The following is a 13,365-nucleotide window of genomic DNA, read 5'->3' on the forward strand; positions in this document are numbered from 1 at the left end:
ATGATACATCAACAATCGGTAAGCGCATCTGGCAGGAACTGCAAAGCGGCAAATGGGGCGAAATCGCCCCGTTCACCGTCACGCCGGAACTTATCGCAGCGGCAAAGGATGCCAAAAAGCGGGAAATCGAGCTCTGGCGCACAGAACAGGAGGCGCAGCCGTTCACCTTCGAATGGAACGGTCGTACCTGGAATGGTGGTGCAGACTCAATAAGTCGTATTGCGCCCGTGGCAATGGCGGCAAAGGTTGCAGGTGTGCGGTCAACGCTGGGATGGGGGGACGCAGCAAATAACCTTGTCACACTGACAATGGCGCAACTTCAGGAGCTGGCAGCTGCGATGGCGCAGGCGCAGGTTAAGCGCAATGACGAGATTTATCAGCGCCAGCGTGAGATGAAGGAAGAACTGAATAATCTGGAGGATTTACGCTCAATCAGAGCGATGACGATTAGCAGTAATTAGCGTTCAATTCTGGGCTTTTTGGTTGCACGCTTTTTGCCCAGAATTGTGCGTCAATTAGCCCAGAAAAAAATCGCAAAGTTACAATCAGGCAAAAAATCCCTTCTGCAAAACCAAAAAAGATTTCAACAAAATCAATCGGTTAAAAACACAGAAAAACGGTACAAAAAAGCATCTCAAAATCTTATTTTTTGTTTTAAATACAATTGGTTATTGTATTTTTTGAAACCTGCCAGTGTGGTACATGGATATCGATACCACCGCCAATTATAAACTGGGCGGTGCACAGCAACACGATAGCGTACGCCTCGATCCGTGGGTGTTTATGTTCTCAGCAGGATATCGTTTTTAATTCCGCATAAAAACGACCCCGTAATGTACGGGGTCAATAAGGACATGGTATAAAGGGTATTATTTCTTCGCTTCTACGCCATCAGTTTCAGAGCGTATTAAAAATTTCTCAGTTGTTTGCGGAATATGCTGAATCAGCCACTCGGCCATTTCTTTTTCCTCATTTAAAATCGCTTCAATGGTTGGAATTGAAGCTGTATCACCGGCATTTTTTGCTGCTGCTAATAGTGAGGTGTAACAGGCGATTTCAAATTGCTCGAAGACATATCCGCTAATAGAGCCTTTGACTATTTCATCAGAAGGGAATATACCACCGATTGACTGCCCAAGCGCAGCCATTTTACTCATGGAATCTTTAATGACTGAACGTGAAATGTCATTACGGTCAAGAATAGTTTCCAGTTGAACAATCTGGTTTTTGGTTTCACTAAGATGTTGTTCAATACGAGCGCGTAGTTCAGGATAATTATCTATACGACTGGCCATGGATTCAAGCATAGATTCGGCTTGCTTTTCCATTGCGTGGGCGTCACGTAACCAGTCATGATAATGTTCAATACGATTCATGAAAATGTCCTCTTTATAAAATGACTAAAAGTTAAAGTTCATATTTCAGGCTTTATTTTCGGCTTTCTTATTTACGTTATTAAGGGCCAGTTCAGTCAATTTGATGTCGGTGGCCTTTTCTTCTTCCAGGGTTTCTTTCAGAAGCTTCGCTGCTTTACGATAACCTAATTGTTCAGCCAGCGTCGCTAAGGTCCCGTAACTGGCGATCTCATAGTGCTCGACTTTCTGTGCAGCGGCAATCAGTGCGGCATCACGCACTTCGTTTTTCTCGGTGCTTTCGATGACCTCATTAGCTTCTTCAATGAGACCTTCCATTGCCACACATTTCATGCGCTTAATTTTCAGGTTCGATTCGGACTCCACAACTTGATCAATACGTTCAATCTGTCCATGAGTTTCCTCGAGGTGTGCATGAAAAGCCTGACTTAATTTTTCGTTTGATGTTGCTCTGGCGAGTTTTGCCAGTGCCCGTGTTAATTGTTTTTCTGCACTGTAGGTGTCTGAAAGCAGGTGAATAAATACATCTTCAATGGACTTCATATTCATATTTTTACTCCAGTGAAATCACTGCGAGCCATACGGCCCGCAGAGGCAATTATCTTTATTAACGTCAGCTGATATTAATAATTAACGGCGGATCAGGATTTTCCTGATTTATTTCCACCGCTGTGCTGACCGCCTTTTTTACCCGCTTCGGATGCGCGTTGCGGATCATTTTTAAAATTACCGCCGCTGTGTTGACCGCCTTTACGGCCTGCGTCGGATGCCTTCTCACGATCTTCGGCGAAATTTCCTGAACCACCACGATGTTCGGCCATGTTATTTCTCCCGTTACGTTGTATTGTTTCATAAATATGAGTGTTGTGTGTCGACACTCATTAAAATTAGTCGGTAATGAGAATTAGTCAAATTGAGCAAAGTGAGAAGGAATGTGAAAAATATATTTTGAAAAGGCTTTCGATATATTCATAAATACCCAAGAAATAAATGGCTTAGAGAAAATTATTGATTTTAGTAGTGTTTTGTTGCGGGATTAATTTGTTTGATTATATTACTTTTGGGCGGAAAAATGACGTAAGTTGACGTACCTCTGTTGTAAGCGGAACGGTAAAAGGATAAATAATAAATGAATTTAGGATTTTTCTGGCTTAGTTAAAGAAAGATAAAATGCCGCCAGCTGAACTGGCGGCTGTGGGATTAACTGCGCGTTGCCGCTTTCATCGGTTGTACAAAAGTTTTCAGTGCCGCCAGCATTTTCTCTGGCTCATTAACATATTGCTCGATGATTTTAACAATTGCCGAACCAGAAATCGCGCCCGCCGCTCCTGTATCAATCGCTGCTTTTACCTGCTCCGGGACGGAAATACCAAATCCTTGCAGTGGAGGCGCCGCGTTGTACTCCTTCAGCTTCGCAACCAGATGATTGAGAGGTAACGCGGCACTGTTTTCAGCTCCGGTCACACCCGCACGCGACAATAAATAGGTGTAACCACGACCGTATGAGGCAATCTGGCGCAGTAAATCATCATCAGCATTCGGCGGGCAGATGAAGATAGGTGCGACATTATGGCGCAACGCGGCCTGGCGGAAGGGCGCAGACTCTTCCACGGGCACATCGGCAACCAGCACCGAATCGACGCCGACTTTCTCGCACTCGGCATAAAACTCATCAATGCCTTTGTTAAACACCAGGTTGGCATACATCAAAAGGCCGATGGGAATGGTCGGGTACTTCTGGCGAATGAGTGCCAGCATCTCAAAGCACTGCGCCGGGGTCACACCTGCCGCAAAGGCACGCAGTGTGGCGTTTTGAATCGTCGGGCCATCTGCCAGTGGGTCGGAGAAGGGGATGCCTAACTCCAGCGCGTCGGCACCAGCTTCGATCAAAGCATCGATAATTTTCAGCGACTGCTCTACGCCCGGATCACCAAGGGTGACGAAAGGAACAAATGCGCCTTCTTTGCGCTCCTTCAGTTGGGCAAACAGAGATTCATAGCGTTCCATCAGATTTCCCCTCGTGCTTTCAAAATATCGTGAACGGTGAAGATGTCTTTATCGCCGCGACCGGAAAGGTTAACTACCAGCAACTGCTCTTTTTCCGGGTTTTCGCGCATCATTTTCAGTGCGTGAGCCAGCGCATGTGAGGATTCCAGCGCCGGGATAATCCCTTCGTGCAGGCACAGCGTTTTGAAGGCTTCCAGAGCTTCATCATCGGTAATTGACACGTAATCAGCGCGTCCAATGCTGTTAAGATAAGCGTGTTGTGGGCCGACAGACGGGAAATCCAGTCCGGCAGAAATCGAGTAAGACTCTTCAATCTGCCCGTCTTCGGTTTGCATCATTGGCGCTTTCATACCGAAATAGATGCCCACGCGACCATGTTTTAACGGTGCGCCGTGCTCGCCAGTTTCGATACCATGACCGCCTGGCTCTACACCAATCAGGCCGACGTCGGTTTCATTGATGAAATCTGCAAACATGCCGATGGCATTCGAACCGCCGCCAACACAAGCGATGACGGCATCCGGCAGACGACCTTCTCTTTCCAGAATCTGCGCTTTCGTTTCTTCGCCAATCATCCGCTGAAACTCACGCACAATGGTCGGGTAAGGATGCGGGCCAGCTGCAGTGCCCAGCATATAGTGCGCGGTTTCATAACTGCCGGACCAGTCGCGTAGCGCCTCATTACAGGCATCTTTCAGCGTCGCGGAACCGCTATGCACCGGGATCACTTCCGCACCCATTAAGCGCATACGAAAAACGTTAGGCGACTGGCGTTCAACGTCTTTGGCACCCATATAAATACGGCATTTCAGGCCGAGCAGGGCGCTGGCAAGCGCAGAAGCCACGCCATGCTGACCTGCACCGGTTTCGGCAATGATTTCAGTTTTACCCATCCGCTTCGCCAGTAAAGCTTGACCGAGCACCTGGTTAGTTTTATGCGCGCCACCGTGCAGTAAATCTTCACGCTTCAGATACAGCGTGGTGTTAGTGCCGGCTGTAATGTTCTGGCATTTGGTCAACGCGGTTGGGCGCCCGGCATAGTTTTTCAGCAGGTCGTTGAACTGGGCCTGAAATTCAGGATCTTTTTGCGCGCTGACAAAAGCTTCTTCCAGCTGGCGCAGAGCAGGCATCAGGATTTGTGGCACGTACATGCCGCCAAACTCACCAAAATACGGGTTAAGTAATGTTGTCATTGTTCCTTTCCTTAATATGCGCGCAGCGTCTGGAATACCGAGGCCAAAAGACGTGCGTCTTTGATGCCCGGTTGCGACTCTACAGCAGAATTAAAATCAAGCCCGGCGCAGCCGGTTTGTGCCGCTTCCACGCAGTTATCTGCGCCTAAGCCGCCCGCCAGCAGAACGTTGCCAAGCGATTGACCGTTTAACAGTGACCAGTCGAAACGTTGTCCGCTCCCGCCCTGACCATTGTCGAATACATATTTATCGATGTGCTGAAAATCGCGCGCGGGAAGAGTTTCACCGACACTTAAAGCCTTCCAGATGGCGACGTTTGCTGGCAGAGCATCACGCAGCGTATCGATATACAGCTGATCTTCATTACCATGCAGTTGCACTGCCGTCAGCGATAACACCTTAGCTTTGTCCACCACATCGGCAATATCGTGATTGCGGAACACGCCAACGTATTGCAACGGTGCCGCAGCCATCACTTCCTGCGCCTGTTCAACGCTGACGCAACGGGGTGACGTTGTAACAAATATCAATCCACCGTAAATCGCACCCGCGTCATAAGCTGCTTTAGCATCTTCCCCACGCGTCAGACCACACACTTTATTCTCACCCAGCAACACCCGGCGCACGGCGGCGTTCAAATCATCATGGGCCATTAGCGCCGAACCAATCAGAAAGCCGTTAGCGAAGTGGCTTAACTCACGCACCTGGGCGTAAGTATTGATGCCGGATTCGCTGATTACCGTCACGTTGTGCCCCAGTTTCGGCGCAAGCTCGCGGGTACGTTTAAGATCAATCGACAAATCACGCAGATCGCGGTTGTTAATGCCAACGACTTTTGCTCCCAATGCAATGGCGCGCTCCAGCTCCTCTTCATTACTGACTTCGGTCAGCACGCCCATCTCCAGACTATGGGCTACAGCAGCGAGCTGGCGATACTGATCGTCGTCCAGCACCGACAGCATTAATAAACAGGCATCGGCCTGGTAATAGCGCGCCAGATAGATCTGGTAAGGGTCGATAATAAAGTCTTTACACAAAATCGGCTGTGGGGCGATTTGGCTGACGATGGGGAGGAAATCAAAGCTCCCCTGAAAATATTTCTCATCAGTCAGCACCGAAATTGCCGAAGCGTAATGTTTATAAATGGCGGCAATGCGTGCCGGATCGAAATCATCACGGATCACGCCTTTTGACGGTGACGCTTTTTTGCATTCCAGAATAAACGCCGTGCGTGCGCCTTGCAGTGCATCATAAAAATGTCGCGTGCTCGGCTGAACCTCATTCTGAAAACTGGCCAGCGGTTGCTGCTGTTTGCGGGCTTCTACCCAAATCGCCTTGTCTGCGACGATTTTCGCTAAAACGGTTTGCATCATTTACCCTCGTGCCGCCAGTGCGGTGACTCTGTCGTAAGCGGAACCACTGCGCAGTACCTCAAGAACGGTTTGCGCATTGGCTTGCAGATCTTCATGGCCATGCAGGCGCATTAACATGGCGACATTCGCCGCGACGGCTGCTTCATGGGCGGCGTCGCCTTTACCTTGTAACAAGCGTGTTAAAATGTCACGGTTTTCTTCCGGTGTTCCGCCTGCCAGTTGCTCCTGATGGTAGGGTGTCAGGCCAAAATCTTCAGCGGTCAACTGATAGCTCTTAATTTCGCCGTCATGCAGTTCGGCAACGATTGTCGGCGCGTGTAATGAAACTTCATCCATCCCCCCGCTGTGCACCACCGCTGCGCGTTGATACCCCAGCACGCGCAAGGTTTCGGCAATTGGCAGCACCAGTTCCGGGCTGTAGACACCAATTAGCGCCAGCGGCGGATGCGCCGGGTTAATCAGTGGCCCCAGCACGTTGAACAGGGTGCGGGTTTTCAGTTGCTGGCGAACCGGCATCGCATGGCGAAATCCGGTGTGATATTTCGGCGCAAAGAGGAAACAGACGCCTAACTCATCCAGCGCCTGGCGCGATTTATCGGCGTTCATATCAAGATTAATACCGAATGCCGCCAGCAGATCCGACGAGCCAGATTTACTGGAGACGCTGCGGTTACCGTGTTTCGCCACTTTCAGTCCACAGGCCGCAGCGACAAAAGCACTGGCAGTAGAAATGTTGATGCTGTTGCTGCCGTCACCACCTGTGCCGACGATATCAGCAAACAGATAATCCGGGCGCGGGAACGGCGCGGCGTTTTCCAGTAGCGCCGTTGCTGCTCCGGCGATTTCGTTCGGGTGCTCGCCGCGAATTTTCATGCTGACCAATGCAGCCGCCAGTTGTTCCGGTTTCAGCTCGCCACGCACCACCGCTGAAAACAGCTGGTGGCTTTCTTGTTGGCTAAGCGTCTGCGCCTGATACAGTTTTTCCAGAATTGGTTGCAGTGTGTTGGTCGGCTCCAGCTTCTGTTGCGCCCAGGCCAGCGTTTGTTCCAGCAGGCGAGCGCCCTGGGTGGTGAGAATGGATTCCGGATGGAACTGGAATCCACAAACGCGATCCGCATCATGACGCACCGCCATCACCATGCCATTAAAATGGGCGTTGATGGTTAAACCGGCCGGAATATTACTGCCAACCAGCGAGTGATAACGCGCCACCGGCAGCGGGTTTGTTAATCCGGCAAACATCGCCTGACCATCATGTTCAATACTCGACGCTTTACCGTGAAGAATTTCGCCCGCCTGACCGACATACCCCCCATAAGTTTCGACAATCGCCTGATGTCCGAGGCAAATGCCAATAATTGGCAGCTTGCCACGCAAACGGGTGAGGAGTTCCGGCATACAACCCGCTTCACTCGGCACTCCGGGGCCAGGAGAAAGCATCAGCACCGGATTGCTCATGGTCGCAAGACGTTCAATTAAGGTTTGCGCCGGAATATGGTTGCGGTAAATCACCACGTTATGCCCATTGCTGCGCAACTGATCTGCCAGGTTATAAGTAAAAGAGTCGATATTATCGAGCAGCAGAATGTCAGCCATCAGAAAGTCTCCTGTGCATGATGCGCGGTGGCGATAGCGCGCAGTACAGCGCGGGCTTTATTACGGGTTTCGTCGGCTTCCGACTGCGGAACAGAATCAAGGACCACGCCAGCACCGGCCTGCACGGTGGCGACGCCGTTTTCCACCAGCGCAGAGCGGATCACAATGCAGGTGTCGAGATCGCCATGTGCGGTGAAATAACCTACCGCACCGCCGTAGCTGCCGCGTCGACGACCTTCCGCTTCGGCAATTAACTGCATGGCGCGCACTTTCGGCGCACCGCTTAACGTACCCATGTTCATACAGGCGCGGTAAGCGTGCAGGGCGTCGAGATCGTGACGCAGCTCACCGACAACGCGGGAGACGAGATGCATCACGTAAGAGTAACGGTCAACTTTGGTGAGATCGGCTACGTAGCGGCTGCCAGGAGTGCAAATGCGTGCCAGATCATTACGGGCGAGATCCACCAGCATCAGATGTTCAGAAAGCTCTTTATGGTCGGTACGCATCTCCAGTTCAATGCGGCTGTCCAGGTCTCTGTCCAGTGAACCATCGGCACGACGACCGCGTGGACGTGTTCCGGCAATCGGGTAGATCTCAATCTGGCGGCTGGTGGCGTCATACTTGAGCGAACTCTCCGGCGACGCACCAAACAGGGTGAAATCATTATCCTGCATAAAAAACATGTATGGGCTGGGATTACTCTTTTTCAGCACGTAATAGGCCGCCAGCGATGACGGGCAGGGCAGTGAGAAACGGCGAGATGGCACGACCTGGAAAATTTCTCCGGCGCGAATCGCTTTTTGCAACGAACGCACTACGCCACCGAACTCTTCATCGCTCTGATTACATTCACAACGCATATGCGGCACGGAAACTACCGGCAGCGGTGGCGCGGTTTCGGTCAGTTGTTGGCGAAGTTCGTTCAGGCGAGCAGTGAGACGTTGTTTTTCTTCTTCATTGGGAGCAAAAAGACTGGCCTGAATACGGGTGCTTTTCTTCTGATGGTCAATCACCATCAGCGTTTCAGCGAGATAAAAACAGAAATCAGGGCAGTTATTTTCCGCTGACAATTGCGGTAAATCTTCAAACCCCGCCACAAGGTCATAAGAGAACAGGCCGCCAAAGAACATCGCTTCCCGTTCTTCCTTCGGTACATTCAACAGATTCTGCAATAAGCGGAAAGCGTCAAAAACCGAAAGTGAGCATAAGCGGGCGTCTTCATCCAGCAATGGACTGACAGGAGGGAAGCGCAGCACGCGGCAGTTTGGTGATTGTTCATTTTCCACACCCGCAGGCAGGGCGTTATCCAGTAATGCCAGCAGAGCTTCGCCATTGCCGGAAAGTGCCTGAATAGTGACAGTGTCACCTAATGCTGTAATGCGCAGCGCACTGTCCACCAGCAGCAGGCTTTTTAAATCATCCTTGCTGTCGATATCTGCGGATTCCAGCAGCAGCGTTGCCGGGCGATCCCCACACAACTGATGAAAAAGCGCGGTCGGATTATCGCGATAAGCACCTTCGCAGGTTAACAGTTCGAGAGTCGGTTTTTGTGTTTGCATTGTTATTCTCTAATTTTGTTCAAAAAAAAGCCCGCTCATTAGGCGGGCTGGGTATCTGATTGCTTTACGCATGGTGAATACACTGCCCGTTTCAGAAAGTGCGCCACCAACCTTTCAGTACGAAAATCGCTTTCATTGTCGATACCCTTTTTACGTGAACTTGCGTACTAGTTAACTAGTTCGGTGATTAATTGTCAACAGCTCATTTCAGAATATTTGCCAGAACCGTTATGATGTCGGCGCAAAAACATTATCCAAAACGGGAGTGCGCCTTGAGCGACACGAATTACGCAGTGATTTATGACCTGCACAGCCATACCACAGCTTCCGATGGCTGCCTGACGCCAGAAGCATTGGTGCACCGTGCAGTCGAGATGCGCGTCGGCACCCTGGCGATCACCGACCATGACACCACAGCGGCAATCGCGCCAGCAAGAGAAGAAATTTCACGTTCAGGACTGGCACTGAATCTTATTCCTGGCGTGGAAATATCCACCGTCTGGGAAAATCATGAAATTCATATTGTCGGGCTGAATATTGATATTACTCATCCGCTAATGTGTGAGTTCCTCGCGCAGCAGACAGAACGGCGCAATCAGCGGGCGAAGTTAATTGCCGAAAGACTGGAAAAAGCGCAAATACCTGGGGCGCTGGAAGGCGCGCAACGACTGGCGCAGGGCGGTGCGGTGACGCGCGGTCATTTTGCTCGTTTCTTGGTTGAATGTGGCAAAGCCAGTTCAATGGCGGATATCTTTAAAAAATATCTGGCGCGCGGGAAAACCGGATACGTTCCGCCACAGTGGTGTACAATAGAACAAGCTATTGATGTCATTCATCATTCTGGCGGTAAGGCGGTGCTAGCTCATCCTGGGCGGTACAATCTTAGTGCTAAATGGCTGAAAAGATTGGTTGCGCATTTTGCCGAACACCACGGCGACGCGATGGAAGTCGCGCAGTGCCAGCAATCGCCCAATGAACGCACCCAACTGGCGACGCTTGCTCGCCAGCATCATTTATGGGCATCACAAGGATCTGATTTTCATCAGCCATGCCCGTGGATCGAACTGGGTCGTAAACTCTGGCTGCCCGCAGGCGTTGAAGGCGTCTGGCAGCTATGGGAACAGCCGCAGAACACCACAGAGAGGGAATTATGAGCCAGTTTTTTTATATTCATCCTGATAACCCGCAGCAACGTCTGATCAACCAGGCGGTGGAGATCGTGCGTAAAGGGGGGGTGATTGTTTATCCAACTGATTCCGGCTATGCGCTCGGCTGTAAAATTGAAGATAAAAACGCCATGGAGCGTATTTGTCGTATTCGCCAGCTGCCGGACGGTCACAACTTTACCCTGATGTGTCGCGATCTTTCTGAACTCTCGACCTATTCATTTGTCGATAACGTTGCGTTTCGTTTGATGAAAAACAACACGCCGGGTAACTACACTTTCATCCTGAAGGGGACGAAGGAAGTGCCACGCCGTCTGTTGCAGGAAAAACGCAAAACCATCGGTATGCGTGTGCCTTCTAACCCGATTGCGCAGGCGTTGCTTGAAGCATTGGGCGAACCGATGCTTTCCACTTCGTTGATGCTACCAGGCAGCGAATTTACCGAGTCTGATCCGGAAGAAATTAAAGACCGTCTGGAAAAACAGGTGGATTTGATTATTCACGGCGGCTATCTCGGGCAGAAACCAACAACGGTTATTGATCTCACCGATGATACGCCAGTCGTATTGCGTGAAGGCGTAGGTGATGTGAAGCCTTTTTTATAAGTGCTTAACTCTGTATACTACGCGGCCTAAAAATGGCGCTCTACTGCGCCATTGATTCTCCTGTTCGACGCCTGGGAAGGCGACACCAAAAGGAAGCTCTATGAGCGAAAAGCTACAGAAAGTGCTGGCGCGTGCCGGCCACGGTTCTCGCCGTGAAATCGAATCTATTATTGAAGCCGGTCGTGTGAGTGTAGATGGCAAAATTGCTAAACTCGGCGATCGTGTTGAAATTACCCCTGGACTGAAAATCCGTATCGATGGTCACCTGATTTCGGTACGTGAGTCCGCTGAACAAATTTGTCGCGTTCTGGCCTATTACAAACCGGAAGGTGAGTTGTGTACCCGTAACGATCCGGAAGGGCGTCCAACGGTATTTGACCGTCTGCCAAAGCTGCGTGGCGCACGCTGGATTGCCGTAGGTCGTCTGGACGTTAACACCTGTGGTCTGCTGCTGTTCACCACCGACGGTGAACTGGCAAACCGTTTAATGCATCCAAGCCGTGAAGTTGAACGTGAATATGCCGTGCGTGTATTTGGTCAGGTTGACGACGCGAAACTGCGTGATTTGAGTCGTGGCGTGCAGCTGGAAGATGGTCCGGCAGCCTTTAAAACCATTAAGTTCAGCGGCGGCGAAGGGATCAACCAGTGGTACAACGTTACTTTGACCGAAGGCCGTAACCGTGAAGTACGTCGTCTTTGGGAAGCGGTTGGTGTGCAGGTGAGCCGTCTGATCCGCGTTCGTTACGGTGATATCCCACTGCCGAAAGGTCTGCCACGCGGTGGCTGGACTGAGTTGGATCTTGCCCAGACTAACTATCTGCGTGAGCTGGTGGAACTACCGCCAGAAACCAGCTCTAAAGTTGCTGTAGAAAAAGACCGTCGTCGTATGAAGGCGAATCAAATTCGTCGTGCGGTGAAACGTCACAGCCAGGTCAGCGGCGGTCGTCGTTCTGGTGGACGTAATAATAACGGTTAATTTAAGTTAAGTATTAAATAAAGGCCCTGCGGGGCCTTTTCTTCATTTGAAGCATGATAAATAGTCGCAGTATTTTAATTTAATTTCATACTTGCTTATGAATAATGCCAGGGAATAGCCACATTACTATTTAATTATCTGAGATAAACTCAACGTCAAGAGGTGGGTTATGATTAGATATAGTGGATTATTTCTATCGCTGTTAATGCTTTCAGGTTGTGCAACTGAAGCATTGAAAAATGAACAAGCTGAAACTGTTATTACTGCGGGTAACAAGGCGGTTGCGGCGAATGCAAGTTTCTTTAAACAATACTATGCTTCTCGTGAAAACTTTCTTGTTAATTTTTATGCGACTAATCCGGATTGTGCATTGCGACCTGATTATACCATTGATGTTGCGAACGATGGTCAGGGTGGGAAATTATGCAGGCCCCCTGAAGAAAAAACAGATAAAGTACAATTAGTCCCATTCGAAAAAGAGAAACTACTGGCTTCAATGGAAGTCATTAATAGCATGAGTGCTTATGTAGAGCTCTTGACTGAAGACATAAAAACTACAGAAAGTCAGCAAGTGACATTACTTAAACAGGCTCTGGATCACGCAAACAACGCGCAAACACTACTTGATGTTTCACATAGCAAAGATTTAGCTGAATCGGCAGCGGCGGTTAAAGATTTAGTAAGTTATTTCAATGAGTTATATATAATAAAGGTCAATGCCGGGAAAATAGGTAAAACGGCGGATAAAAATTGGGTAAGACTTATAAAAAACATGACTGTTTTGCGTAATGATATTTATACAAAAGGCGATAAGATTGAAAATTATACCTTTGCGAATGTACATAATAATATGCTTTATTATAATGCGGTATCTAAAAACTCTAAGAATACAGAGTTTAACACTCTGAAAAACAGGAAGGAGTTTCTAAGTTCAGTAATCAATGTGAATGAAACCAGACTACAGGCATCGGCTGCTGCAATGCCCGCGATTGAAGCTTTAAATGCCTTTATAGATAAGGGTGATTATCTAAAAGGTTTATACACTAATAAAACACGCACGGCAGCTGAACAAAAAAGATTAAATGAAATATTACGCGCACAGGTCATTAGTGGGTTAAAGGCGTCTGAGGGGCTGGCGAAATTACTTATTGCCAGCGGAATAATGTTATAGGAGGGGCTTTTTATGAACGATGTACAAAACCGTAGAATACTGGCATTACTTGATATGCTGTATAATACTCTGGGCAACAAAACCACATGCAAGGTTTGTCATAAATATTTTATCCTTATCCTCACGGTAATGAACAATCTGACGATTAACTACGGTACTGAAACTTCGCCAGAGTTAAGCGGAATCAGTTATGAAGATGCCAATGCGTTAATTACTGAACTGATATTATTTATTGAAGATGTTGACGCTGAGAATCATGAAGCATATCCGGGACATTTGAATGAGATTAAACGGATTCTGAGTTTTGCTATTGCCGCTTGAATATAATTATGATTAAAGCACC

At 49.1% G+C, this 13,365-nt stretch carries 15 protein-coding genes, 1 pseudogene and 1 other annotated feature; of the genes and pseudogenes, 7 read left to right on the forward strand and 9 right to left on the reverse strand.

The features are described from left to right. Together FQZ95_RS20990 and FQZ95_RS20995 are read left to right on the forward strand one after the other, a co-directional pair. Positions 1-461: DUF4376 domain-containing protein (locus FQZ95_RS20990; RefSeq protein WP_160530617.1), on the forward strand; the 461-nt coding region annotated here is incomplete at its 5' end. A gap of 223 nt (positions 462-684) precedes the next feature. Further along, a pseudogene (locus FQZ95_RS20995) lies at positions 685-810 on the forward strand (OmpW family outer membrane protein); the annotation flags it as partial. 59 nt (positions 811-869) lie between these two features. Here FQZ95_RS20995 and FQZ95_RS21000 read toward each other — a convergent pair. The 9 genes from FQZ95_RS21000 to trpL all read right to left on the reverse strand — a co-directional run bounded on the left by FQZ95_RS21000 (position 870) and on the right by trpL (position 9,240). After that, entirely contained in the window at positions 870-1,376 is a 507-nt protein-coding gene (locus FQZ95_RS21000) for a ferritin-like domain-containing protein (RefSeq protein ID WP_115738307.1), read from the reverse strand. A gap of 45 nt (positions 1,377-1,421) precedes the next feature. Beyond that, positions 1,422-1,922 carry a YciE/YciF ferroxidase family protein gene (locus tag FQZ95_RS21005; RefSeq protein ID WP_115738308.1) on the reverse strand — a complete coding sequence of 167 codons (501 nt, stop codon included), beginning with the start codon at positions 1,920-1,922 and terminating at the stop codon, positions 1,422-1,424. 92 nt (positions 1,923-2,014) lie between these two features. Further along, the gene (locus FQZ95_RS21010; RefSeq protein ID WP_000807647.1) at positions 2,015-2,194 is read right to left on the reverse strand and encodes a general stress protein; all 180 of its coding nucleotides are present in this window, start codon (positions 2,192-2,194) and stop codon (positions 2,015-2,017) included. A gap of 379 nt (positions 2,195-2,573) precedes the next feature. Further along, positions 2,574-3,380 carry a tryptophan synthase subunit alpha gene (gene trpA / locus FQZ95_RS21015; RefSeq protein WP_115738310.1) on the reverse strand — a complete coding sequence of 269 codons (807 nt, stop codon included), beginning with the start codon at positions 3,378-3,380 and terminating at the stop codon, positions 2,574-2,576. Then, positions 3,380-4,573: a tryptophan synthase subunit beta gene (gene trpB / locus FQZ95_RS21020; RefSeq protein WP_000209509.1), complete on the reverse strand. Its 1,194-nt coding sequence runs from the start codon at positions 4,571-4,573 to the stop codon at positions 3,380-3,382. The genes trpA and trpB overlap by 1 nt, the downstream gene beginning before the upstream one ends. 11 nt (positions 4,574-4,584) lie before the next feature. After that, on the reverse strand, positions 4,585-5,946 hold the full coding sequence (gene trpCF / locus FQZ95_RS21025; protein WP_202384185.1) for a bifunctional indole-3-glycerol-phosphate synthase TrpC/phosphoribosylanthranilate isomerase TrpF: 1,362 nt from the start codon (positions 5,944-5,946) through the stop codon (positions 4,585-4,587). Beyond that, entirely contained in the window at positions 5,947-7,542 is a 1,596-nt protein-coding gene (gene trpD / locus FQZ95_RS21030; protein WP_046082650.1) for a bifunctional anthranilate synthase glutamate amidotransferase component TrpG/anthranilate phosphoribosyltransferase TrpD, read from the reverse strand. After that, entirely contained in the window at positions 7,542-9,104 is a 1,563-nt protein-coding gene (trpE, locus tag FQZ95_RS21035; RefSeq protein ID WP_160530618.1) for an anthranilate synthase component I, read from the reverse strand. Before trpE ends, trpD begins: the two co-directional genes overlap by 1 nt. Before the next feature lie 21 nt (positions 9,105-9,125). Beyond that, positions 9,126-9,219: a sequence feature (Trp leader region), on the reverse strand. Next, positions 9,196-9,240: a trp operon leader peptide gene (gene trpL, locus FQZ95_RS21040; protein ID WP_160530659.1), complete on the reverse strand. Its 45-nt coding sequence runs from the start codon at positions 9,238-9,240 to the stop codon at positions 9,196-9,198. It overlaps the preceding feature by 24 nt. A 136-nt stretch (positions 9,241-9,376) precedes the next feature. Between trpL and rnm the strand changes: the two genes are divergently transcribed. The 5 genes from rnm to FQZ95_RS21065 all read left to right on the forward strand — a co-directional run bounded on the left by rnm (position 9,377) and on the right by FQZ95_RS21065 (position 13,343). Beyond that, complete coding sequence (rnm, locus tag FQZ95_RS21045) at positions 9,377-10,258, forward strand: RNase RNM (RefSeq protein WP_032184177.1); 882 nt, start codon at positions 9,377-9,379, stop codon at positions 10,256-10,258. Continuing rightward, the gene (locus FQZ95_RS21050) at positions 10,255-10,875 is read left to right on the forward strand and encodes an L-threonylcarbamoyladenylate synthase (RefSeq protein WP_001353240.1); all 621 of its coding nucleotides are present in this window, start codon (positions 10,255-10,257) and stop codon (positions 10,873-10,875) included. Before rnm ends, FQZ95_RS21050 begins: the two co-directional genes overlap by 4 nt. Before the next feature lie 100 nt (positions 10,876-10,975). Beyond that, entirely contained in the window at positions 10,976-11,851 is an 876-nt protein-coding gene (rluB, locus tag FQZ95_RS21055) for a 23S rRNA pseudouridine(2605) synthase RluB (protein ID WP_001291206.1), read from the forward strand. A gap of 169 nt (positions 11,852-12,020) precedes the next feature. After that, positions 12,021-13,022: a hypothetical protein gene (locus FQZ95_RS21060; protein ID WP_032184017.1), complete on the forward strand. Its 1,002-nt coding sequence runs from the start codon at positions 12,021-12,023 to the stop codon at positions 13,020-13,022. 12 nt (positions 13,023-13,034) lie between these two features. Then, complete coding sequence (locus tag FQZ95_RS21065) at positions 13,035-13,343, forward strand: hypothetical protein (RefSeq protein ID WP_001000709.1); 309 nt, start codon at positions 13,035-13,037, stop codon at positions 13,341-13,343. The last annotated feature ends 22 nt before the right edge of the window (positions 13,344-13,365 follow it).

It is taken from the genome of Escherichia sp. HH41S (genome assembly GCF_009820115.1).
GTDB lineage: Bacteria > Pseudomonadota > Gammaproteobacteria > Enterobacterales > Enterobacteriaceae > Escherichia > Escherichia coli_F.